The organism is Tunturiibacter gelidiferens, from assembly GCF_014201335.1.
Lineage (GTDB): Bacteria > Acidobacteriota > Terriglobia > Terriglobales > Acidobacteriaceae > Edaphobacter > Edaphobacter lichenicola_E.
Map to the genome: position 1 here is coordinate 1 of NZ_JACHEB010000005.1, position 24,055 is coordinate 24,055.

Below are 24,055 nucleotides of genomic sequence, written 5' to 3' on the forward strand. Positions count from 1 at the left end.
CTGTGCGGTGGCGGCCTGACCGGCGTAGTCTGCGGTGTCGGTGGGGGTGAAGGTGGCGATGACCGGGACGGCGGGGCCGACCTGGAGGACGCCGGAGGGGCTATAGGTGAAGGTTCCGGGGATGGAGGCGGTGGCCTGCAGGGCCGTCGATCCCAAGGCAGTGCCGTAGACGGCGGTCTGGTTCTTCCAGGTGATGGTGTAGGCGGAGGCGGTGGCCTGGGTGATGGTGAGGGTACCTGCGGTGTAGGTGAAGGTGTAGTTCTTGGCGGTGAGGGTCCCGGCGGCGGCGGTGATCGGGTAGGTGCCTACGGGGCTGGTGGCGGTGTCGGTGGAGGTCAGGGCGGCGGAACCGGAGACGACGGCGGTGGTGTCTCCGTTGACGAAGCCTGCGATGGCGGCGGAGAAGGCGGGGTCAGCGGCGCCGAAGGCGCGGGTGGCGTTGTTGGCGGTGACGGTCAACACGGCCGGGGTGATGGTGATCTGTGCGGTGGCAGAGGAGCCGGCGTAGTCGAGGGTGTCGGTGGGGGTGAAGGTGGCGATGACCGGGACGGCCGGGCCTACGTTCAAGACGCCCGCCGGGCTATAGGTGAAGGTTCCGGGGATGGAGGCGGTGGCGGTGAGGCTGGTGCTGCCGAGTGCGGTGCCGTAGACGGCGGTCTGGTTCTTCCAGGTGATGGTGTAGGCGGAGGCGGTGGCCTGGGTGATGGTGAGGGTTCCTGCGGTGTAGGTGAAGGTGTAGTTCTTGGCGGTGAGGGTCCCGGCGGCGGCGGTGATGGGGTAGGAGGTCCCCGCCTTGGAAGTGGGGGTGTCGGTGGAGGTGAGCGACGCCGCGCCGGTGGTGGCGGAGGCGGTGGTGTCTCCGTTGACGAAGCCGGTGATGGTGGCGGAGAAGGCGGGGTCAGCGGCGCCGAAGGCGCGGGTGGCGTTGTTGGCGGTGACCGTCAACACGGCTGGGGTGATGGTGATCTGTGCGGTGGCAGAGGAGCCGGCGTAGTCGAGGGTGTCGGTGGGGGTGAAGGTGGCGATGACCGGGACGGCCGGGCCTACGTTCAAGACTCCCGCCGGGCTGTAGGTGAAGGTGCCGGGGATGGAGGCGGTGGCCTGCAGGGCCGTCGATCCCAAGGCACTGCCGTAGACCGCGGACTGATTGGGCCAGGTGATGGTGTAGGCCGAGGCGGTTGCCTGGGTGATGGTGAGGGTTCCGGGCTTGTAGGTGAAGGTGTAGTTCTTGGCGGCGAGGGTCCCGGCGGCGGCGGTGATGGGGTAGGTGGTCCCCGCCTTGGAAATTGGGGTGTCGGTGGAGGTGAGCGATGCCGCGCCGGTGGTGGCGGAGGCGGTGGTGTCTCCGTTGACGAAGCCGGTGATGGTGTCGGTGAAGGCCGGGTCAGCTGCGCCGTAGGCTCGGGTGGCGTTGTTGGCGGTGACGGTGAGGACCGCCGGGGTGATGGTGATCTGTGCGGTGACGGACGAGCCGGCGTAGTCGAGGGTGTCGGTGGGGGTGAAGGTGGCGATGACCGGGACGGCCGGGCCTACGTTCAAGACGCCCGAGGGGCTATAGGTGAAGGTGCCGGCGATGGTGGAGGTGGCCTGCAGGGCCGTCGATCCCAGGGCAGTGCCGTAGACCGCGCTCTGGTTGGGCCAGGTGATGGTGTAGGCCGAGGCAGTGGCCTGAGTGATGGTGAGGGTTCCGGGCTTGTAGATGAAGGTGTAGTTCTTGGCGGCGAGCGTCCCGGCGGCGGCGGTGATCGGGTAGGTGGTCCCCGCCTTGGAAGTTGGGGTGTCGGTGGAGGTGAGTGATGCCGCGCCGGTGGTGGCGGAGGCGGTGGTGTCTCCGTTGACGAAGCCGGTGATGGTGTCGGTGAAGGCAGGGTCAGCTGCGCCGTAGGCGCGGGTGGCGTTGCTGGCGGTGACGGTGAGGACTGCCGGGGTGATGGTGATCTGTGCGGTGGCAGAGGAGCCGGCGTAGTCGAGGGTGTCGGTGGGGGTGAAGGTGGCGATGACCGGGACGGCCGGGCCTACGTTCAAGACGCCCGAGGGGCTATAGGTGAAGGTGCCGGCGATGGTGGCGGTGGCCTGCAGGGCCGTCGATCCCAGGGCAGTGCCGTAGACCGCGCTCTGGTTGGGCCAGGTGATGGTTGGTGTTGCTTTGGTGATGGTGAGAGAGCCATTGACGTAGGTGAAGGAATAGTTGGTCGAGGCGAGCGTGCCGGCGGCGGCGGTGACGGTATAGAGATTCGGAGTCGAGGGGGCTGCTGGGGTAGTGGTCAGCGATGGAGAGCCGGTGGTCGCCGTTGATTGCGTGTCACCGTTGACGAAGCCGGTGATGGTGGCCGTGTAGGTGGGATCCGCCGTGCCGTAGGGGATGGTGTAGCTCGCGGCGGTGACCGTCAGCGTACGTTGATTGACGATGATTTGAACAGACGCCGTTGCAGTCGTGTAGTCGGTAGTGTCAGTGGGGGTGAAGGTGACGGTGAGAGTGTGGGAGCCTGCAGAGAGAATGGTGCCTGCGGCTGGGCTGTAGGAGAAGGTGCCTGGAACTGAAGCGGTCGCGTTCAATTGGCCGGCCGGAGCTTGAACAAGCGCAGTACCGTAGTTGATGTTGGCTGGATTCGCCCAGGTGATGACGGGGGTCGCCTTGGTGATCGAGAGCGTTCCTATTGCGAAGGTCAAATTGTAGTCTGATGACACGAGCGTTCCGAGGCCAGCGGTGATCGTGTAGTTGTTGACCGTGGTGGGGGACGCCGGAGTGGTCGTCAAAGTGGGGTTGCCGGTATATGCGGTCGAGGCGGTATCGCCGTTGACGTAGCCAGTTACGGTGTAGGTGTAAGGGGGAACGGCTGTTCCGTAGACAGCGGTTTCGTTGTTAGCCGTGAAAAGCAGAGTCTGCTTGGTGACAAGGATGTTGACCGAACCTGTGGCCGATCCATATGTCGGATTGGTTGGGGTGAACTGGACCTTGAGTGTATTGGTCCCGGCGGGAAGAACTGTACCGGCAGGCGGGGTGTAGACATAACTGCCTGGGATGACGGTCGGGGTCGCAGCGGTGTTAAGCGCCATCGCCACGATGACAACGTTACGGTTGTTCGGAAGAGTGATGCTCTGGACAGTCTTCGTGCCATCGAGTGGAATTTGGTACCCGTAGAGATAGGTCGTTCCTGCGGTGGAACTGCCGCTGCCGGTGTTTCTGATCGTCGTGGTGGAAACGATGCTTTCGCCAGTGACGGGAGTGAAGGGAGTGGTCGGTGTCCAGCTATCAAGACTTATCGTTGCGAATGCGGTGGTTCCATCGGTGTAGGTAATGGTGAAACGTTGCGAGGTCTGCCCGACTGTAGTCGCAGCGCCGATCATGGTTAGACCGGTGAAGACACCCTGAGGAAGTGCGATGGTTGTGCTTGTAACGGCGTCTGGAAGATTCGCAGGTCCGAGAGAGTAGGTCTGGCCATTCCAGGTGATGGAGGTGCCGACCTGATTGGAGGAATAAGCGTTTCCGACGTTATCGAAGCCTCCGGTTGAGAACACAGATCCATTCGACTGGAAGGCGTTGACGCGATAGTAGGAAGAGAGAGAGACGGAAGTGACGCTTGGAGTCGTCTCGGCGACAGCGTTGAGTTGTGTGGAGCTGAGCGGGGTGCCGTATGTGATTGGGGCGGGCGTTGGCCAGACGATTACGGTCGAGCTTGCTGGATTGACGAGCAGTGGTACGGATGCGGAGGCGGGGGTGTAGTTGGTTGTGTTAGTCGGGGTAAAGTTGGCGTTTAGAGTGTTCTCTCCTGTCGGCAGAACGGTGCCAGATACGGGGTTATAAACGAGATTGCCTGGGATGGGAGGAGAGACCATGTCCATGGCAAGGATCGAGACGTCCCCTGGTCCGTTGTATGCGGGAAGCGTGATGCTCGCAGCAATTTTTGTGCTATCGAGTGGAATCGAATAGCCATAGACGCAGGTCAAGTGGGCGTCCTGTCCGCCACCGGAGGTGTTGCGGTAGGGGACGCAAGTGATTTCCGACTCCCCGGGATAGTTCAGTGGGAACACCCAGTCACTCAGGCTCTGCGTAACGGTCGTGGTTGTTCCGTCGGTATAGGTGATGATGAATGGGTTGGCCGCGGTCGTGTTGTTGACCATCGCTCCAAGCAGATTAATGCTGGCATAGAATCCGGCCGGAAGGGGGATAGTCAGCGTTGTTCCTGAGCCATTCAGAGCCGCAACTGCGTCAAGGGCGTTGGCAGGTCCCAACTGATAGGTGATGTTGTTCCATGTGACGGTAGTTCCCAGCAAATTCGCCGAGTAGGAATTGCCGCTTTGGTCGAAGCCGCCGCTAAAGGTCCTGCCATCGGAGTTGATAGCGTTGAGGTTGTAGTACGAGGCCAACGGGACCGGAGTGTAAACGGCCACCGTCGCGTCGAGTTGGATGTTGCTCAACGGCGTGGGGAAGGTGATGGGCGCGGGCGACGGCCAGTTGATCTGCGGGTTTGCCTGGTTGACGACGAGGGTAACGCTGCTGGTCGCACCGTTGTAGTTTGCGCTGTTTGCGGGGCTCGGCGTGAAGGTGACGTTCAGCGTGTAAGTGCCGATTGGCAGCAGCGTATAAGGTGCGATGCTGTACGCAAATGTTCCCGCCACAGTCGTTGTTGCATTCTCTTGTGCGGGGGAGACCAGCGTGCCGTAGTTGATGGGGGCTGGAGTGGGCCAGGTGATTACAGGAGTTGCCTTCGTAACCGAATAGTTCACGGCCGTAGAGGTGCTGGCTACAAAATTCGCGTCGGTATTGGTGAGGTTGTAGCTTGCCGTGAGGCTATCGATGCCGCCGGGTAAGGACGTCACGTTGAGTGTTGCGACACCACTCGAAAGCCTGCTGGTGCCCAGTACGGTGGCGCCGTTCAAGAAGGTAATGAGTTCGTTGTCGGTTTTGTAGTTCCCTAGAGAGAAGGGTGTGAGTGTCGCGGAGAGCACAACCTGCTGGCCCAAACTGCTGGTAGAGGGATTGGCTCCAAGCAGCGTCAGTGTTGATATAGGGGTTCCGGTGAGATTTATTGTGCCGGAGGTACTGGCCTTGAAGAAGGTCTCTCCTGGATAAAACGCGTCGACCCTGTGTGTGTTGGCTGCTCCTTCAGGGACGTTGGGTGTGTTGAGAATCGCCTTCGCGGTTTGGCTTATCTGGTCGAGCAGGATCGAGACTTTACCGTTGCCCGAAGTGGGGTTTGGCGTTGGCGTCGCAATGTCTGGAAATCCATCGCCGTTGAAATCTCCTGCCAGAGTGGCGGTTCCATTGACTCCAACCGAGAAGCTGGCGGGGGTTCCAAAAGTTCCGTCTCCGTTTCCAAGCAGAACACTTTGCGTCTGATTGCCGGTTCCGGCTGGATTTACGACCGTCAGGTCGGCGATCCCGTCTCCATTGAAGTCTGCGAGAGCGATTGCGGTCGGGCCAGTTCCGGCAGCGTAGGCTACGGCTGTTTTGAAGGTTTTGGTCGCGTCACCAAGAAGGATGCTGACCGTGTTATCGCCCGAGCTGCTGATGGCGAGATCGATTCTCCCATCGCCGTCGAAGTCTCCGGCGACGAGGCCCAAGGGAGAGGTTCCGGCAGCGAACGGGGAGCCCGTGGGCTGGCTGAAACCACCTGTGCCATTGCCTTCGAGAATGGTGACGGTGTTCGAGCCTTTGTTGGTTACAGCGATATCGAGATTAGCGCCGGTGGTGTTAAAGTGCGAGACGATCAGACTGGTGGGAGTTGTGCCAACGGCGATGGGAGAGCCGGAAGCCTGATTGAAAATTCCGTGGCCATTGTTGAGAAGAATGGTGACGTTGTTGCTGGTCTGGTTTGCGATGGCCAGGTCGGCGTTTCCATCATTGTCGAAATCGCCGACAGCGACCGCGACTGGTCCGGTTCCGGCGGCGTAGTTGACTGCTGCCTGGAATCCTCCGCCTGTCTTGCCCAGGAAGATGCTTACATTGTTGCTGCCAGCGTTGGTTACCGCGATATCGAGAATGCCGTCGCTGTTGAAGTCGCCAACGGCTACACCGGTTGGGGTCGTTCCAGCGGTCAGCGCAGTTGCAGCGGCGAAGGTGCCGGTGCCAGTGCCTAGGAAGATGTTGACGACGTTTCCGGAGGCAACGGCGATGTCCAGAGTGCCGTTGTTGTTAAAGTCACCCAGAGCTGCGCCTCGCGGCGGAGTTGATGTGAAGGCTCCGGTAAACGTGGCAGCAGGGAATGTCTGCGTGCCTACTGGTGTCCCCAATGGCGCGGTGCCGAAGACGAAGTTGCCGTTCGAGGTGTCCTGGAAGGACACCGGGGCGGCAGGAGCGAGTTGCATCCCACCTTTGCTGGCCAGGACAGAAGCGGTCAGGACATAGTTGCTGACGGTGCCAGCGCTGGTGAGGGTTGTCGTAGTTGTGTAAGCGGTCCCTGTTACGGTGAGGGGTTGCGAAGAGGAGGTGCTGGTTTCAAAAAACGGATTGGTGCCGCTGAAGATGGCTTTGTAGCTGTGGTTTCCGATGGCGGGCACAAAACGCATGACTGCGGTGCCCCCGGCGGTCAGTTGTGCCGTTCCAAGGACGGCTGAGTTTACGCAGAAGGCAGCCGAAGCATCGCAGAAAGTGACCAAACCTGGGGAGATAGGTGTGCTTAAATCGGTCGTCGTAACAGTGGCTGTGAAGGTCACGACGGTTCCACTGGCAACGGAAGCTGAAGATAATGTCAGGCCCGTCGTTGTTGCGGCGCCCAGAGCAAGGCTGGCAGGCGTTGCTACAGTCGCCAAAAGCAGGGCGAGCACGGTCGAGAAAGCACGTGAGAAAGAACGCGAGCCGAACTTTTGATTGCCTAAGCAACGACTAGAGGTAGAGCAGTGTGACGACATTCGTATCTCCGTGACGACCAATGACAGACAGGAAGACTTTTCAGACAGACAGGTGCTCTTACGCAAAATTTCGGGTGGTTTGTAGCCACCTCCGATTTCGTGCGTTGTTGTCTACGAAGACTTTTTGAGCGAGAACTTTTTTGGTGTTGCTAGAGCCTGAAGAGAACCAAGAACTTTTTTGTGCCGTTCTTATCAGCCCAACGTGTTCGCCGATAGAGAATCGAATCGCATAAGAGAGTTATTGGGCCTCCTTTGCTCCTCACTAGAATCAACTAGCTGGGGATTAGCATCCATAGTCCAAAGGTGTCAGCAGAAATTCCGCAAAACGCGGGGGTTTTTTCCCAACTTGGGAAAACATTTTTTGCGGAGTCACACAGAAGTGTAGGTAGTGGTTACCGAAAGTCGGCTCGGAAGATGAGGGTGCGCTTCCTTTAAATGGAGAGGCTTAATTAAGAGGCTGCGCAAAAAAATGACAATTCCACCAAAGCACGAGTTTCGAAAAAGGGAATATAACAGCAGACAGCCCGCATCGAAGACGAGTTGTTGGGTGCCTTCGTTTATCTCCGTTGCGGCCGAGAAAGAGAGGAATCGAATGGACTCATCATCTACGCTAGGAAGCTCGGCTAAGGCCGAAGTTGTGGAGGCCAGGCTCTCGGGCTACGATCTTCTCCTTCATCCGGCACTGAATAAGGGGACCGCGTTTACGGAGGAGGAGCGAGATGCGTTTGCACTCCACGGATTGCTGCCACCGCATGTGGGTACCCTGGAGGATCAGCTGGAACGCCGCATGAAAGCTTTTGACGGAGAGACGAACAGTTTTGATCGCTACAACTTCATGCGCAACTTGCAGGATTCGAATGAGACGTTGTTCTATGCGCTGATTACTGGGAACGTCGAGAAGTTTTTGCCGATCGTGTATACCCCTACGGTGGGTGAAGGGTGCCAGCGATTCAGTGAGACCTGGCTTAAGCCGCGCGGCCTCTTTATTAGCTATCCCAACAAAAAACGTATCGACCAGATGCTGGCCGATCCACGCTATGACAAAGTGCGGTGCATCGTTGTGAGTGATGGTGAACGGATTCTCGGTCTCGGTGATCAGGGGGCCGGAGGCATGGGAATACCGATCGGGAAGATGGCTTTATATACGGCGCTCGCCGGGGTTCATCCGGAACACTGCCTGCCTATACTTCTCGATGTTGGAACGGACAACGAGGAGCGGCTGAAGGATCCTATCTATATTGGTTGGCGCAATAAGCGAGTGAGGGGACAGGAGTATGACGACTTCGTGGAAGCATTCGTGTCGGCGGTGAAGCGGCGCTGGCCACATATTCTTCTGCAATGGGAGGACTTTGCCGGCTCGAATGCCAACCGCTTGCTCGAGCGGTATCGCGACCGGCTTTGCACCTTTAACGACGACATTCAGGGAACGGCGGCGGTGGCGACGGCCACTGTGCTGGGAGCGGTACAGGCGACCGGCATTCCGATGAAAGAACAGAGAATCGGTTTCCTCGGTTTCGGTTCAGCTGGAATCGGCATTGCCAATCTGCTTCTTGCCGCGATGAAAGAAGGTGGGTTGAGCGAGGAAGACGCACATAAGCAGTTTTACCCGCTGGATAGGTACGGGTTGATCCTTGCAGGGCAGGCGGGCCTTCGGTCGGATCAGGTGCGCTATGCGCGGAAGAAGTCGGATCTGGAGGGGTGGACACTTTCCGGTTCGGAACAGGTTTCGCTTGCGGATGTGGTTCGTAATGCGAAGCTGACGGTGCTAATCGGAGTTTCGAGTCAGGCGGGGGCATTTACTGAGGAGATTGTGCGTGAGATGGCAAAGCATACAGATCGTCCGGCTATTTTCCCCTTGTCGAACCCTACATCCAAAAGTGAAGCTACCCCCGCAGACCTTACGAAGTGGACGAATGGGCGAGCTTTGATTGGCACGGGAAGCCCATTCCCTCCAACCGAGATCAACGGAAAGACCGTGGAGTTCTCCCAGACGAACAACTCCTATATCTTTCCAGGTCTTGCTCTTGGGATTCTGACGTCGAAGGCAAAGCACGTTTCGGATGCGATGATTATGGCCGCTGCGAAGGCTCTCGCGGCTCTCTCTCCGACGCTGAAGAACAGAGAAGCGTCGCTTTTGCCTCCGATCACAGACTCTCGCAAGGTCAGCCTGCCGGTTGCGGAGGCTGTTGGGAAACAGGCGATTGCGGAAGGACTTGCAGGAGTGGCTGATGAGAAGTCATTCGAGAAGGAACTCCGCCAATATGTCTGGGAACCGGTTTATCGGCCGTACGTGCGGTTGAGCAATTAGCGCAGCGGTTCAGGCCGAGAGTGGATCCGCTGACCCGGAAGGATTGGCTGCTGGCGGCTAAAGCCCGAGTGAGGTGATATATGGCTACACAAGTAGCGTATGAACTGAAGCAGGTTCCGATAGGGTTGGGTGCGACAGGGAAGCGGCGAGAAACGGACTCGATGGGTGAGGTTGAGGTTCCTGCAGATCACTACTGGGGGTCTCAGACCGAGCGATCGCTGATTCACTTTGCCATTGGGGACGACCACATGCCGAAGCAGGTGTATCACGCTTATGGCTATGTGAAGAAAGCGGCTGCTCAGGTGAATGCGGCTGGAGGGCGACTCGATCAGTGGAGGGCCGATGCGATCTCGACAGTTGCGGACGAAGTGATCACCGGAAAGTTGGATGGTGAATTTCCGCTTTTTGTGTGGCAGACGGGCTCTGGGACGCAGTCGAACATGAACGTCAATGAAGTGATCAGCAATCGTTCGATCCAACTGCTTGGGGGAGAGCTGGGGAGCAAGGTCCCGATTCATCCGAATGACCATGTGAACATGGCGCAGTCGTCCAATGACACCTTTCCGACGGCGATGCATATCGCCAGTGCGCTTGAGGTGAAGAAGTATCTGCTGCCGAGGGTGGGGGCCCTGGCGACGGCGATTGAGACGAAGGCGAAGCAGTGGCACGATGTCGTCAAAATCGGGCGAACACATTTGGAAGACGCAGTGCCCCTGACGGTCGGGCAGGAGTGGTCTGGCTATGCTGTTCAGATTCGCGATGCCATTGCATTGATTGATTACTCGATGGGAGGAATCTATCAGTTGGCTGCGGGGGGCACGGCGGTTGGTACGGGACTGAATGCTCCCCCTCACTTCGGCGAAGAGATTGCCGCGAAGATTGCGGAGTTGACGGGGCTACCTTTCATTACTGCGCCGAATAAGTTCGCGGCGCTGGGTTCGCTCGACGCGATGGTGAACGCACATGCAGCTTTGCGCTCCCTTGCTGTTGCTCTGATGAAGATTGCCAATGATATGCGATGGCTAGCTTCTGGTCCGCGTTGCGGGCTTGGTGAGTTGGTGTTGCCAGCCAATGAGCCTGGGTCTTCGATTATGCCGGGCAAGGTAAATCCGACGCAGTGCGAGGCGATGGTAATGATCTGCATTCAGGTAATCGGAGATGATTCTGCTGTGGCCTTCGCAGGTTCACAGGGCAACTTCGAATTGAATGCGATGCGACCGATCATTATCAACAACTTTCTACATTCGGCACGGATCCTTGCCGATGGGTGTGAGAAGTTCCGTGTCTTCTCGGTCGAAGGGACGACGTTGAATGAAAAACGTATCGCGCAATTTGTGCAGAATTCATTGATGCTGGTGACTGCGCTTAGCCCCGTGATTGGATACGACAAGGCGTCCAGGATTGCTCATAAAGCACTCAATGAGGAGACGACCTTGAAGCAGGCGGCGCTGGCGACTGGATGGATCGATGAAAAAACTTTTAATCGTGTGGTCGATCCGAAGACGATGGTCTTTTCAGTAACTAACATCGCGATTGGATGAAGACATTGAGGGCTCAGGCTACGATCCGAGCGCTTGTGTGTGTCGACACCAATTTGGTAGAGTCACTGCCATTGCAATCGCAAGACCGGTAGCAATTGCGGAGGTCTGAGGCATTCCAGGTTAACTGCCAATGCTGCAGGGTTAGCGGCCGCGGAAAGTTTGTATAAGGAGCCAGATGTTGAGTCCGGCGATCATGGATGCAACGGCGTAGCTCAAATATTTGAGCCAGATGTGATTGACGAATTCGCCCATCGTCTTTTGATCGCTAGTTAATGCGACCAGGGGGAATACGGCGAAGCTGAGCTGCATGCTCAAGATGACCTGACTGAGGATGAGGAGATTTGCCGTACCGCGTTCGCCATACAGGAAGGTCACGATCACAGTTGGAATAATCGCGAGAGAACGTGTGATGAGGCGGCGCAACCATGGCGCGAGCCGGAGATGAATGAAACCCTCCATGACGACCTGTCCGGCCAGCGTACCGGTGATGGTGGAGTTCTGTCCCGAAGCCAGCAGTGCGAGAGCGAACATGGTGCTTGCGCCGGAGAAGCCCAACATCGGCGTGAGGAGTTTGTAGGCGTCGCCTATTTCTGCAACCTCGGAGTGGCCACCTTTATGAAAGACCGCAGCGGCTAGCACCAGAATGGCCGCATTCACAAAGAGCGCGAGCATCAGTGCTGTCGCGGAGTCGATGTTCGCAAACCGGATTGCCTCTCGTTTTCCTTCTGACGTCCGCTTATAGTCACGCGTCTGCACGATAGAGGAGTGGAGGTAGAGGTTGTGCGGCATCACCGTCGCTCCGAGAATGCTGATTGCGATGTACAGCATCTTCGGGTCGGTGACGATAGCTGCGGACGGAATGACAAGGTTGCGCGTAATGGCCTGCCACTCGGGGCGAGAGAGGAAGATTTCGATGCCGAAGAGAACTGCGATTGTGCCGATGAGTGTGATCACCAGTGCTTCGAGGTAACGGAATCCTCGATTCTGGAGAAGCAAGATCAGCAAAACGTCTGTCCCGGTGATGAGGACGCCGATCAAAAGTGGAATATGGAAGAGCAGTTGGAGAGCAATCGCCGAGCCAATCACTTCGGCAAGATCGCATGCGCCAATCGCGACTTCCGCGAACAACCAGAGAAAGATAGCTGTAGGATGGCTGTAAGTCTCACGGCAGGCCTGCGCTAGATCTCTCTCAGAGGCGATACCGAGCTTGAGAGCGAGGCTCTGAAGCAAGATCGCCATCAGGTTCGAGATCATGATGACAAAAAGCAGAGTGTAGCCGTACCGGGAACCACCCGCGAGATCGGTCGCCCAGTTACCTGGGTCCATGTATCCAACGGAAATCAGGAAACCTGGGCCCAAAAATCCCAGGATACGCCGCCAGAACCCGCGCGACTGTGTAAGCCGGACGGAAGAAAACACGTCTGGCAGGGACGGCCGTTGCTGGTGGTCGAGCTCTAGAACAGGGGGCATGATTGGCGTCGGCACCTTATGCCTAAACATATTATGCCACAGCATGTTAACGCAGGTTAATAATTTTTATGTTGCTTAGGTTTATCACCGGTTTTGAGGCGTACCCAGACCCTGCCTGCGGCGGATTGACCCAGAGTCACAGGACCGTTAGGAGTTGCTACCAGCATCGTATCGTCGTAGTTGCGTTCCAGTACGCGAATTGTGATCTTTGGTCCAATACCAAGTTTGTGAAGAAATTCGAGGAGCCGTGAGTCGCGTTCGTATAGGCTCGCCACAACATAGTCCGTCGCTTGTTGAGCTTCAGAAAGTGCGACCAGTCCCCGCCGTTTAATTTGGTCCGGAGTTTCAGGAAGGACCTTGTTGCCGTGGGGACAATCGCCGTCTTTCCCCAATTTTTCGATGAGCTTGGCTTCGAATGCGGGCGAGATAGCGTGTTCCAGACGTTCCGCCTCCGCGTGGATCTGATGCCACTCCATGCCGAACATCTCAGAAAGCATTCGTTCTACGAGATGGTGGCGCAACGCTGTATGGTGAGCTGCCTCTCGCCCTTTCGCGCTGAGCTTCAGCGCTCCTTCTCTACCTGCCTCAAGATATCCGTCTTCTCGCAGCCGCTTTACGGCCTTGGTGACTGCGGGTGCAGAGACCTTCAGCCATTGCGCCAGCAAAGCTGGGATGACCGTGTGTCCTTCGCTCTCGGCTTCAATGATGGCCTTAAGATAGTCTTCCCTCGAAATGGTCATTCCCTGAGACATAAATGCAAGTTAACCATGGTAAACCGAATTTGTCACCGTGGGTTTCCAATTCGCAGTGGTTATATCGATAGAGTTTTGCGGGTTTGTAATGTCGCCCTTAGGGCAGCCAAGATGCTAACCACAAGGCAGTAAGTTCATCTTCTATTCATTAGCTTTCTTCAAGAGAGCTAAAATCGGTCGAACGGTCGTGTTCATTCGTCTGCGTCGTGGAAGATGTAGTCGTTGGTTAGACGGCGCGATTTCAAGTGGGCCACTCAGCATCATGCGCACTCAGAAGTGTCGTAAACCTGTTTTTTGTAACTTTGGGTTTGTCAGGCTAACCATCATTCGCTTGTCGACTATTTCAAAGCACGGATGCTTCTCCGAGACGTCCTATGGCAACCTCGTCCGAACCAGCGACGCAGTCTCCACGTAACGCGGCCGATCGCCTCGTCCTTAAGCTTCGGACGGCATGGCAGGATCTGAGGAGTTGTACTGACGGAGCAGCTCAAGCCGCGGCTGTCGGTAAGCAGGCTCCTGCCGATCTGCAGAATCTGCAGGATATGCGCGCATGGTACGAGGAAACCAGCCGGCAACTTTTGATGGCCCCTCTTGAGCGCTTTCTCAAATTGCAGCCTATTAAGAGCGCACTTGATGCGCTCAGTATGCGCGATCCGGAGATATCTACTCGCGCACTCAATGCCAGGTCGCGAATCGATAGGAAGTTGCAGCGGATCTTGATTGCGACGGCGCTTGATCTTCCCGAACTCTGGCGCATCTTCCGCGTTGGAAACAATGTTGCCGAGTCGCAGTCATGGCAGAAGCGTCGCGAGGCGCACAACAAAGAGGCTTCGGTAGTTCTCGATCACTATGCCCGGTGGGCACAAAAGGCGATAGGCGAAGAGAAAAAGAGAGAGGAAGCATCAAGAGATCCGAGAAACGACTTATGGTGGCGGCAACATCGTGCATTGCTTGAGACGCTCCAAGTCGAGATGGCATGGCGCAACCTTACGCTAACCTGGTTTTCTGCGAGCGAGACGTTGATCGGCGATGTTCATCGGGAGAGTGAAGAAGCCCGCTCGTACAAAGCCGCAACGTTGCGATGGCTTGAAGAGGGCGCACCACTCGATCTGGCTCAGGACAGTAGTTTTGCCCTCATCACACCAGAGGAACGCCTGCGCGGATGGGCTCTTCCGATTGAATCCGAGGCTCGCCTTAAGCTGGCCGAACGGACGGAATTACTGGTAGGCGGCCTTCGCCCACGGTTGAGGCGCATCGCGATTCACTCTCGATTTTTAAGGGCTTTCGATACATATGCGCGCAAACGAATGCGCGGGCTCATTGAACATTCCTGGCAGATGACCGCGCGCGTGGTGCGTGACGCGGAGCAATCGAAGGAGATTATCGCTTATTGGGGCGAAACGTCTCTGAACCGGCCAGGTGACGCATCGCAGCTCATCGAAGAGGCGCGTCAGAACGCGACGATTTCACTCGTCGAGGAGTTCACGCTGGTTCCGGTCGAAGAACTGAATCGAGAAGCGGTCGAAGCATTCTGGAGATGGCATCAGGCCGGTTCGCTCATGCTCGAAGCGAACCAGGATGGATGGTTTGCCTTCCTACGGCGTCCGCGCGCTCGGAGTTTTCTTCCGACTGCTGCGGAAATGTTGCGATTGCAAAGCCGGACAGCTCTACTACGAGGCGTCCAATGGGTAAGGAGTCGCGTAGAACGCACGATGGAGTCAGTGGGAGGCAGAGTACCGGCTCATCCCGTTTTGCCCGCGGTGATTCGACGGACAACCCTTCGGGATACCTTAGAGCTTCCGGCAGCAAAACGCGAGTTGCCTCCGCTCTATCGATTGCTCTTTCGGTTGGCTCCAGTGGAGGACCGCCGCTTTCTAGTGGGTCGCGATCAGGAGTTGGCAGGTATCGATCAGGCTGTAACAGATTGGGAGGCAGGAAGATTTGCAGCATGTCTGCTGATCGGGGCGCGAGGTAGCGGCAAGACGAGCCTGTTGAATTGCGCTGTGCGAGAAACACTTGCTGACCATCGCTTGATTCGCTCGGAGTTTAACGATCGGCTGCTCCGCCCGGAACAACTGGATGCATTTCTTCGTTCGTTGCTGGGATTGCGCGATGACGCCGATCTGCTGGAAGGGCTCGCATCGGAACGGCGCATTCTCATTTTGGAAGAAGGTGAGCGAATTTTCGTGAGAACGGTGGACGGCTTTGCAGTGGTTCATCATCTCATGCACTTGATCCATCGCACCGCTGCGACGACCTTATGGCTTATCGTGATGAACGACAGGTCGTTTCGTATGCTCGATGCCGCGACGTATCTTCATCGAGTCTTCTCACACCGGATCAATGCCATGAGCGTCTCCCGAAGCGATCTTGAAACCGCGATTCTGGAGAGGCATCGGCTCTCCGGGCTGCGGTTGGAATTCGCGCCTCCGCCGGCAGGAGATCCGAGGGTAAATCGAGCGAAGCGATGGGTTGGCATTGAGGATTCGCCACAAACTCTCTTCTTCGACTCTCTGTTGCAGCAGTCGGAAGGCATCTTTCGCTCTGCATTCGAGCTTTGGCTCAGCTCGATCGAACGCGTCGAAGGCGATACGATTCATATTCGCCAACCGCTTGATCCTTCATTCAACCTATTTCGTAGCGAGCTCGCGCAGGAAGACCATTTCACATTGCTCGTGATTCAGGAACACGGCTCACTGACTCAGGAGGAGTTAGCCGAGGTTCTGTGCGAATCGCAGGACAAGAGCCGAGGCCGGACCGAGCGCCTGACTGCCTTGGGCTTGATCGAGTTGGATCCCGAACATCCCGGGCTGCGGGTAAAACCGGAGGCGCAGCGCTTCGTAAACGATCTCTTGCGGCGAGCAAATCTGACATAAGGAATACTACGCATGCGAAACAACGAACCGAAGATACTTCCGTTGACTCAGGGGGGAGAGGCAAATGTGCTGGCTCAGTTATCCCTCGTAAAGATTCTTATTGTGGTCGTGCTGGTTGTCGCGGCATGGGTGCTTCCTAAATGGATACGTGGCCTTTTCGATGGACTCGAAAAGCATAACCCGAGGCTGAGGTTTTTTTTGCGGCAGGTGGAACCGCCTCTGCGTGTTGCAATCTGGTTTGCCGCTCTTCTTCTTTCCGCGGAGATTCTGGCTCCATCGAAGAGCGCATTTCTAGCGGCATTAGGATCTGCAGCTCTAGCGATCGGTTTGGGATTGCAGGACCTGATTAAGAATTTGATAGGAGGCTTTGTGGTCATTGTCGACCGTCCATTTCAGACGGGCGATCGAGTGGAGTTCGGAGAGGCGTGCGGTGAGGTGAAGCAGATCGGACTGCGCAGTACTAAGGTACTAGCGGACTCGGGAATGCTGGTCACGATCCCAAACGCGGACGTGCTGACCAAGCCGATATTCAACGCCAATGTGGGGGTGGCTGAGTGTATGGTCTCTGCTGAAGTGGCGCTTCCTGCTAGTGCCGATGTAGATGAGGCTTTGAAGCTGTGTCGCCAAGTTGCGGTGTGTTGCCCCTACACATACCTTGGACGTCACGTTGAAGTAGATCTGCATCAAGATAACAAACGACAGAAGATGACGCTGTTGGTGATCCAGGCATATGTTTACGATCACCGCTTTGCCTCGGCTATGAAGACGGACATCCTGCGTCGCGCCCAGCGGGAGTTTCTATCGCACGGGATTCTTGGGCATACGGAGGGCACGGCGCATCATCACGGGGAGTAGCAGCCGGCGGCAAATCGAGAGCTGACGCCGCGGCGGAAACATCTACGAGTCCGTCGCAGAATTGTCGCTTGAGGGTCGGCAACTATGGAAGAGCCGGCGTGCCTTCAGGCTGCTGCAGATGCGACACGACCTCCTTTGAAATTTCAGAGGCGGTACTTTTGATTGTCTTTTCCGGAGCGTTTTTTTCCACGACAAATTTTGCTGCGGCAACGTATGGATTCAGGGTGATCACGGCACCGGGCATGTTCTTACTTGTATTCTCTTTGGCAGCCTCATAGAGCGGCTTTTGGGGGCTGGCCAAATTGGATAGAGTCACGTACAGGTCCATCTTCACGTCGCCCGCCCCAAAACCGATGATAGCGCGCTGGCGGCGATTCCCTTCATCAACCTGGGTAAAGACACCATGCAACCAAGCGCCGGAAGTAGGTTTTGGATCGTCATTGCCCAGTCGTTGGGCTTTGTAACCGGCTTTATGCAGATCACTGACGATACTTTGCGACATCGTATCGACAAGCTTCTTAGCCTGCGCCTCTGGATCTCTTTTCTCCTTCTTGCCGGGCCTCTCCAAAATGCCGGGACGCAGATGACTTACACCTGACCCCTGGTCGACTTGGACATCCTGTGCGTCCAGATCAAAGTCGCTGACGTATACCGTCATGTCTTTCCTGAAAAGGAAGGTTGGAGGCTTTTGCGGCGCGACAGGCGATTGCGCAGGCACAACCTGAGCGGCAATGACGAGCGATACGAAGAGTAATGAGCATGCAAAAGACAGTCGGAATCGTTTCATGGCGCCTTTATATAAAGTATTTCCGAAGTACTCTGGAAAACTGGGGCCCGGCCGCTTATTGCATTGCGAAGAGTAAGGATTATAGGCAGAAAAGAAATTAAGAAGCAACATGCCTGTTGGAACCTGATCCGCACGTCGGTAGAGATGAGTTGATTTCGAGTGTGCCCTTGAAATCGCCCAGGCCCGGGGCACACGCGGTTCACGCATGGGTATCGATATTGTTGACTCTCTACAACTACTAGTGTAGATAGTCATACTATGGGAAAGCCGAACGATCTTGTGCAGGGCACGCTCGACCTACTTATTCTCAAAACTATCTCGCTCGAGCCGAAGCACGGTTGGGCCATTGCCAAACGCATTCAGCAGATCTCTAATGAGGTCCTGCAGGTGCAACAAGGGTCTCTCTATCCGGCACTTCACCGGCTAGAGCAGCAAGGGTGGATACGTGCCAAGTGGGGCGAGACAGGCACTGGTCGCCAGGCCAAATTCTATGGGCTCACCGCGGCGGGCCGAGCGCAGTTGAAACGAGAGAAGGAAAGCTGGAACCGACTCTCATCCGCCATTAGTTTGGTCATCGAAGCTGGCTAACAACCCGGGAGGTTGAGATGCGCTGGTTCGAACAATTCCGCATGGCAGTATTGATGCTGTTCCGGCGTAACAACGAAACAGCGCGACTGAACGATGAACTGCAGTTTCACCTAGAGCAGCAGATTGCCGAAAACAGATCTAAAGGTATGGGTATGGATGAGGCGCGCTCCGCAGCTCTCCGCACATTTGGCAACCCAACTTCACTTCGCGATCAGGCGCGTTCCACTTGGAGTTGGAACTGGCTGGAGATATGTTTACGAGACATTCGATACGGCGCACGTACGCTTGCGCGTTCTCCAGGTTTCGCGATCATTGCCATCCTCGTCATGGCGCTCGGCATCGGTGCCACAACTTCGCTTTTTACAATTGCGCGCGCGGTGCTGCTTAAGCCGTTGCCATTCCGTGAGCCCAACAAACTCGTAATGGTTTATGAGCACTTTCGCACCGCCATCGGCGGTGATGGCTTTAATGTCGTTTCACCACATGATTTTCGCGACTGGCGTGAGCAGACGCATGGTTTTGAGGACATGGCTGCGTGGCGTAATTACGGCTTCAACCTTACGGGCGAGCACGAGGAGTTACCGGAGGTAGTGCAAGCCGCGGGGGGATCCTGGAACCTGTTTTCGGTCCTGGGCGTACAGCCAGTTCTTGGCCGGGCTTTTACATCCGGCGAGGACCACCCGGGTGCGAATCACGTGGTTTTACTTTCGTGGAGTCTCTTTCAAAGGCGTTTTAACGGTAATGCTTCCATTCTTGGCAATTCGATTCGCCTCGACACCAATTCGTATACCGTAGTCGGCGTTCTTCCCCGTTGGTTTACCTATCCAGATCCGCGCGTTCAGCTCTGGGTGCCGTACGCCCAGACATTCACCATAGACGAGTACGCTGCGCATGATCAACATCAAAGCCATGTAGTTGCACGGCTGCGGACGGGTGTTAGCGCAGCCGTTGCGACGAAGGAAGTGAGCGCGCTGCAGTATCAGTTGTATCAGGCAAACGCATCGAAGCCGGTAGCTGAAGACGCCGTCTTTCGGCCAATGATCGACGACCTGGTGCAGGACGTAAAGACACCGTTGATCGTTCTGCTTTGTGCGGTTGGATGCATGCTGTTGATCGCGTGCCTGAACGTCTCGAATCTACTAGTTGCGCGAAGCGCAGCCCGGCGCAAAGAAGTTGCGGTACGCGGTGCGCTAGGCGGAAGCCGACTCACACTGATCCGCGAGCAGATGACCGAAAGCATACTCATCTGCGCGGTGGGAGGAGTGCTCGGATTGGTGATTTCGGTTTTGGTGACCGGCTGGTTCGCTAACCACTGGCAGGGCTTGCCGCGCGCCAATACGATTGGAGTAGACGGCAGCGTTCTTGCATTCTCGATCGGGCTGGTTTTTTTGACCGCACTGCTCGCCGGGTTACTGCCCGCGGTTTCAGCGACCGGCAGTGGAGTTTTGGCCGCATTGCAGGAATCATCACGAAGCATTGGTGGAAGCGCATCGCGCGCTGTTCTTCGAAAGATTTTGCTTGCTGTAGAGGTCGCCCTTACGGTAACTCTGCTTATTTCTGCTGGCCTGCTCTTCAAGAGTTTTCTGCATCTGCGCACCTCCGATCTCGGCTGTGTAACGGATCACGTGCTTACCATCAAGTATGGTCTGCCTGAAAAGCAGTATGACACTCGCGAAAAAGTAGCCGCTTTCCACGAGTCTTTGCTGCGGCAGTTGCGGAGTTTGCCCGGAGTCCGTGCAGCCGCCTTGGTCTCCACGCCACCTGGAGGCGGCTACGATGGCGACGACGTCTTTACTATTCCTGAGCGTCCATCGGACAAATTCAACCTGCAATACGATGCTATTTATCGCACAGCAGATCCAGAGTACTTCTCGGCCTTGCAGATCCCGCTTATCAGCGGCCGCTTTTTTACCGATCAAGAACGTCTCACGCGGGACCACTACGTCATCGTCAGTAAGCAACTTGCGAGCCAATTCTTTTCTGGTGATAGCCCGCTCGGCAAACATCTCAAAGTCGCATGGGGGAGTAAGCCTGAAGACTTCGAAATCATAGGAGTCGTCGGAGACACGCTTTACGATGTGACTCAGCCGAGTAAGGCAATGATGTACTTTCCCATCCTCTCGGGTATTCCCAGTCAGACTAGCGGGGCCACAATCGTACTTCGCGCTTCAGGCGATCCTCTCGCGTTGTCACTCCCGGTGCAGAAGCAGGTTGCGGCGCTCGATCCGGCGCTTCCCGTATATGAAGTCTTTACTATGCACCAGATTCTCGGCAACAGCACCGCGAACCAAAGCTTCAGCGCGACACTTGTACTTGCTTTCGCTGGACTGTCTCTACTGCTTGCCGCTATTGGCCTCTATGGCGTGCTCTCGTACCTTGTTGCCCAGCGAGTAACGGAGATCGGCATTCGAATTGCACTCGGTGCTCAAAAATCCGAGGTGCTGCGCCTGATTTTGCTCGACGGACTGCGTCCCGTTGTAATAGGGTCGCTGATTGGTCTTGCGGGCGGCGCGATAGCAGGAGCATTGATGCGGTCCATCCTCTACGGAACAAGCCCGCTCGATCCGTTGGTCTTCTCGATCATGATTGGCAGCCTCTTCCTTACTGCTGTTGCCGCGTGCACGCTGCCAGCTCTTCGAGCAGCGAGGATCGAACCGATGCAGGCCCTGCGGACTGAATAGTGGCTATCTTGCTGCCCTCTAAAGAGATGGCGTTTAAGTCAGGATCAAGCGCCAAAATCCGAATAATCTTTGCTAATATCGGTTCGAACAGCGGCTAGAAATGCTCCCATGTGACTGATCAATGCTCATCAGGCCGAGTGGACGTGATGATTAAATGACCGTCCTGTGTGAACTGATAAGACAGGTAGGTCTTTGCACACGAGACGATCTCGCGTGTTCGATGCCTGCACATGATGAGTCAACGAGCAGGTCTCCAGATTGCCAGTTGAGATTCCCGGGACCGCAAAGACGATGGGATGCCAAGTTTTTAGGGCCACGTAGTCTACGAGTTGATGCCTGCATTCGCACAGAACTCAATTGAAGTGAGCGCATCGGAGGAAGGACATGGCAAGTTTGAAGAACGAAGTTGAGAGTAACGACGCGACGAGCGTCGCTAGAGTCGACATGAAGTTCGAGATTGTCGTCATCCCAGTTTCGGATGTCGATCGTGCGAAAGAGTTCTACGTGAGGCTCGGGTGGCGGCTCGACGCCGACTATGCCACCGATGACTTCCGTGTGGTTCAGTTGACGCCGCCTGGATCCCAGTGCTCGGTCATCTTCGGCAAGAACGTCACCGCGGCGGCACCGGGCTCCACCCAGGGTCTGTACCTGATTGTCTCCGATATCGCGGCTGCCCGCGCCAAGTTGCTCGGTCTTGGCGTCAAAGTGAGTGAGGTGTTCCACAACGAGGGCGTGTACGCTGGCCCGGATGAGCCCTACCTGTTCGGGCGAATGCGGGTCAGCGGTCCTGATTCCGAGCATCGCAGCTATCGCTCGTTTGCCTCGTTCCAAGATCCGGACGGCAACGGCTGGCTATTTCAGGAGCTCACGACGCGACTGCCCGGTCGCATCGACCCTGCGGCGACGAGCTTCGCATCGGCCAACGATCTGGCAAATGCGCTCCGGCGTGCTGCAGCGGCCCACGGCGAGCCCGAAAAGCGCACCGGCGGGCAGCACGATGAGAACTGGCCAGATTGGTACGCCCAGTACATGGTGTGCGAGCAGTCCGGCGAAGAGCTGCCGCAATGAATCGAACACTGCTACCTGGATTAGCTAACAACTGTGCTTTGGCTTGCTGGAATCAGTAAGTCCTCGATACGAACCGGCAGATCACGTACGCGAATGCCAGTCGCGTGGTATACCGCGTTCGTGATCGCCGCGGCAATTCCAGCAAGACCTATCTCGCCGACCCCTCGAGCTCCGAGCGCGTTAAGCTCGTAGTCCGGATAGTCGAGAAAGGTGACATCGATCTCCGGCGTGTCTGCGTTTACGGCTACAACGTAATCAGCAAGGTTGTTGTTGATAGGCGCGCCCGAGCGCGGGTCATACATCGTCTCTTCAAACATAGCCATGCCGACGCCCATCACAACCGCGCCTTCTATTTGGTTGCGCGCTGGCCGTGGATTCAGGATGCGACCAGCATCAATGACAGTAACGACGCGGCTGACACGAAGTCGTGCTATCTCGGGCTGCCAAGTCACTTCGGCAAACTGCGCGCCGTACGAATGAAATGAAAACTTCGGCTTTGAAGCTCCTAAGGTACCGTCAGACTTGCCTGTGCCTGAAACGGAGTTGACGTTGGCTATCCTCAGTATCTCTGTCATAGGCACCCCAGCTGTTCCTTGCCCCTTCAGGCGGACAGTTCCGTCGACAAGTTCGATATCCTCCTGCTTCTTGCCCAGGAATGGTGACCCATTCGATTTGATGGCTGCGAGCACTAGGGCTTTGCCAGCATTCTGCGCCGCGGCGAGGACCGCCGGCGTCATCGAGGCAGTGACCCAGGAGCCCCCCGAAATCGGTCCCGGTGGAAGCGAGGAGTCGCCGAGTACGACATCGATTCTGTTGACCGGAATTCCCGTCTCGTGACTCACTACCTGAGCCATAACGGTATAGGTTCCTCCGCCAATGTCCTGGGTACCGCAGGCAACGCGCGCAGAGCCATCCTGTAGAAGTTCAACCGTCGCCTCCGTCTCAATTCGCGCTGCCAGCCACGAGCATGCTGCGACACCCCAGCCCAATGTAAGACCATCGCGCTTCATCGATCCGACCTGTGGAGTCCGCGGTGACCAGCCGAACTTCTCTGTCCCGACGGTAAGGCACTCCTTCATGTGCCGTGAAGAGAAGGGGATGTTCAAGCTCTCATCCAGCGCAGGCTCGTTCTTCAATCGTAATTGGACGGGATCCATCTTCAGCGCAATCGCCAACTCATCCATTGCCGATTCCAACGCGAACAATCCCGGCACTGCGCCGGGACCACGCATTGCGGTAGGGTTGCCGACGTTACGGCGTGTGAGGCCTCCGGTCACAAGCAGGTTGGAAGTGCTGTACATGAAAGGAGTGACTTCGCCACAACCTTCGTCGTAGTCATCGAGCATCGAAGTATGGTTGATGTAATCCTGTTGTACAGCGGTTAGTTTACCGTCGGCATCGGCTGCGAGTTGAATTCGCTGGTCGATTGCAGGCCTGTGGCCGACGCTTTGGAACATCATCTGCCGGCTTACCACTAACTTGACTGGGCGCCTAAGGTTGCGGGCACACGCGGCTGCTAACAACCCATGTGGCCACGGCCACAACTTGCCCCCAAATCCCGACCCTAAGTACCGAGTAATCACCCGCACCTGTTCTGGAGGGACACCAAGCATCTGCGCCATCACATCGCGATGATTCACAACCGCTTGCGAAGTCTCGTACAGCGTGTACCTCTGCCCGTCGTAGACTGCGACTGAAGCATGCAACTCGATCGGGTTGTGAGTCTCCACCGGAATTGTATACACCTCATCGACCTTCACCTTCGCCGCACTCAACGCGACGGCGGTGTCTCCGCGTTTGCTTTTCTCTTCAGGTTTGTCTGTGGTAAGTGAGGTTCCCAGGAGCTTGGCACCCGTGTTCGGCCTCTCTTTGTTGTAGGTCACCGTGACACTCTCGGCCGCAGCTCGTGCCTGTTCGACTGTCTGCGCGACGACGACGGCAACGTACTGGCCGTAATAACGAATTGAGTCGTCCTCAAACGGGGGGCGCTTTTCATCAATGATCATGGTGAACCCGGTTGAAGGAGGTACACGGTAAAGCTTTCCGATGTTTTCCCGATGGTATACAGCGACGACGCCGGGCATCTTCTCCGCTGCACCTGTGTCCAGGCGCGTGATTGTGCCGTTCGAAATCGTCGCGCAGACCGGCCAAGCGTAAAGCAAGCCAGGGAAGTGATGGTCTGAGGCGTACATCGCCGAGCCGCTTACTTTGAGTGGACCATCTATTCGAGGCGTCGCAACACCGATCACCTTCGACTCAGTTATCCGATCCATCGTC

At 56.6% G+C, this 24,055-nt stretch carries 12 protein-coding genes; 7 read left to right on the plus strand and 5 right to left on the minus strand.

Going from position 1 to position 24,055, the window contains the following annotated elements; all coding sequences use genetic code 11:
- Window positions 1-6,852 (minus strand): MBG domain-containing protein (locus HDF14_RS11325; protein WP_260698200.1); only part of this gene is annotated, 6,852 nt, incomplete at its 3' end.
- A 592-nt stretch (window positions 6,853-7,444) separates the two neighbouring features.
- On the opposite strand from HDF14_RS11325, the gene HDF14_RS11330 reads away from it, so the two are divergent.
- Window positions 7,445-9,160 carry an NAD-dependent malic enzyme gene (locus HDF14_RS11330; RefSeq protein WP_183976640.1) on the plus strand — a complete coding sequence of 572 codons (1,716 nt, stop codon included), beginning with the start codon at window positions 7,445-7,447 and terminating at the stop codon, window positions 9,158-9,160.
- An 80-nt stretch (window positions 9,161-9,240) separates the two neighbouring features.
- Window positions 9,241-10,701, plus strand: coding sequence for a class II fumarate hydratase (fumC, locus tag HDF14_RS11335; protein ID WP_183976642.1), 1,461 nt, complete (start codon window positions 9,241-9,243; stop codon window positions 10,699-10,701).
- A gap of 141 nt (window positions 10,702-10,842) precedes the next feature.
- On the opposite strand, the gene HDF14_RS11340 is transcribed toward fumC, so the two are convergent.
- A complete protein-coding gene (locus tag HDF14_RS11340) occupies window positions 10,843-12,171 on the minus strand; it encodes an Nramp family divalent metal transporter (protein WP_183976644.1) in 1,329 nt (442 codons plus the stop codon).
- A 56-nt stretch (window positions 12,172-12,227) separates the two neighbouring features.
- Complete coding sequence (locus HDF14_RS11345; RefSeq protein ID WP_183976646.1) at window positions 12,228-12,923, minus strand: metal-dependent transcriptional regulator; 696 nt, start codon at window positions 12,921-12,923, stop codon at window positions 12,228-12,230.
- A gap of 374 nt (window positions 12,924-13,297) precedes the next feature.
- Between HDF14_RS11345 and HDF14_RS11350 the strand changes: the two genes are divergently transcribed.
- A complete protein-coding gene (locus tag HDF14_RS11350) occupies window positions 13,298-15,799 on the plus strand; it encodes an ATP-binding protein (protein ID WP_183976648.1) in 2,502 nt (833 codons plus the stop codon).
- 12 nt (window positions 15,800-15,811) lie between these two features.
- Window positions 15,812-16,654, plus strand: a complete 843-nt coding sequence (locus tag HDF14_RS11355) for a mechanosensitive ion channel family protein (protein WP_183976650.1) — start codon at window positions 15,812-15,814, stop codon at window positions 16,652-16,654.
- Window positions 16,655-16,736: 82 nt separating this feature from the next.
- Here the strand turns inward: HDF14_RS11355 and HDF14_RS11360 are convergent, their stop codons facing one another.
- On the minus strand, window positions 16,737-17,552 hold the full coding sequence (locus tag HDF14_RS11360; RefSeq protein WP_260698201.1) for a DUF4410 domain-containing protein: 816 nt from the start codon (window positions 17,550-17,552) through the stop codon (window positions 16,737-16,739).
- A gap of 147 nt (window positions 17,553-17,699) precedes the next feature.
- On the opposite strand from HDF14_RS11360, the gene HDF14_RS11365 reads away from it, so the two are divergent.
- The 3 genes from HDF14_RS11365 to HDF14_RS11375 all read left to right on the plus strand — a co-directional run bounded on the left by HDF14_RS11365 (window position 17,700) and on the right by HDF14_RS11375 (window position 21,778).
- The gene (locus tag HDF14_RS11365; RefSeq protein ID WP_183976652.1) at window positions 17,700-18,029 is read left to right on the plus strand and encodes a PadR family transcriptional regulator; all 330 of its coding nucleotides are present in this window, start codon (window positions 17,700-17,702) and stop codon (window positions 18,027-18,029) included.
- Window positions 18,030-18,046: 17 nt separating this feature from the next.
- The gene (locus HDF14_RS11370) at window positions 18,047-20,710 is read left to right on the plus strand and encodes an ABC transporter permease (RefSeq protein WP_183976654.1); all 2,664 of its coding nucleotides are present in this window, start codon (window positions 18,047-18,049) and stop codon (window positions 20,708-20,710) included.
- Between the two features lie 384 nt (window positions 20,711-21,094).
- Window positions 21,095-21,778, plus strand: coding sequence for a VOC family protein (locus HDF14_RS11375; protein ID WP_183976657.1), 684 nt, complete (start codon window positions 21,095-21,097; stop codon window positions 21,776-21,778).
- A 20-nt stretch (window positions 21,779-21,798) separates the two neighbouring features.
- Here HDF14_RS11375 and HDF14_RS11380 read toward each other — a convergent pair whose 3' ends face one another.
- On the minus strand, window positions 21,799-24,051 hold the full coding sequence (locus tag HDF14_RS11380; RefSeq protein WP_183976658.1) for a xanthine dehydrogenase family protein molybdopterin-binding subunit: 2,253 nt from the start codon (window positions 24,049-24,051) through the stop codon (window positions 21,799-21,801).
- Between the last annotated feature and the right edge of the window lie 4 nt (window positions 24,052-24,055).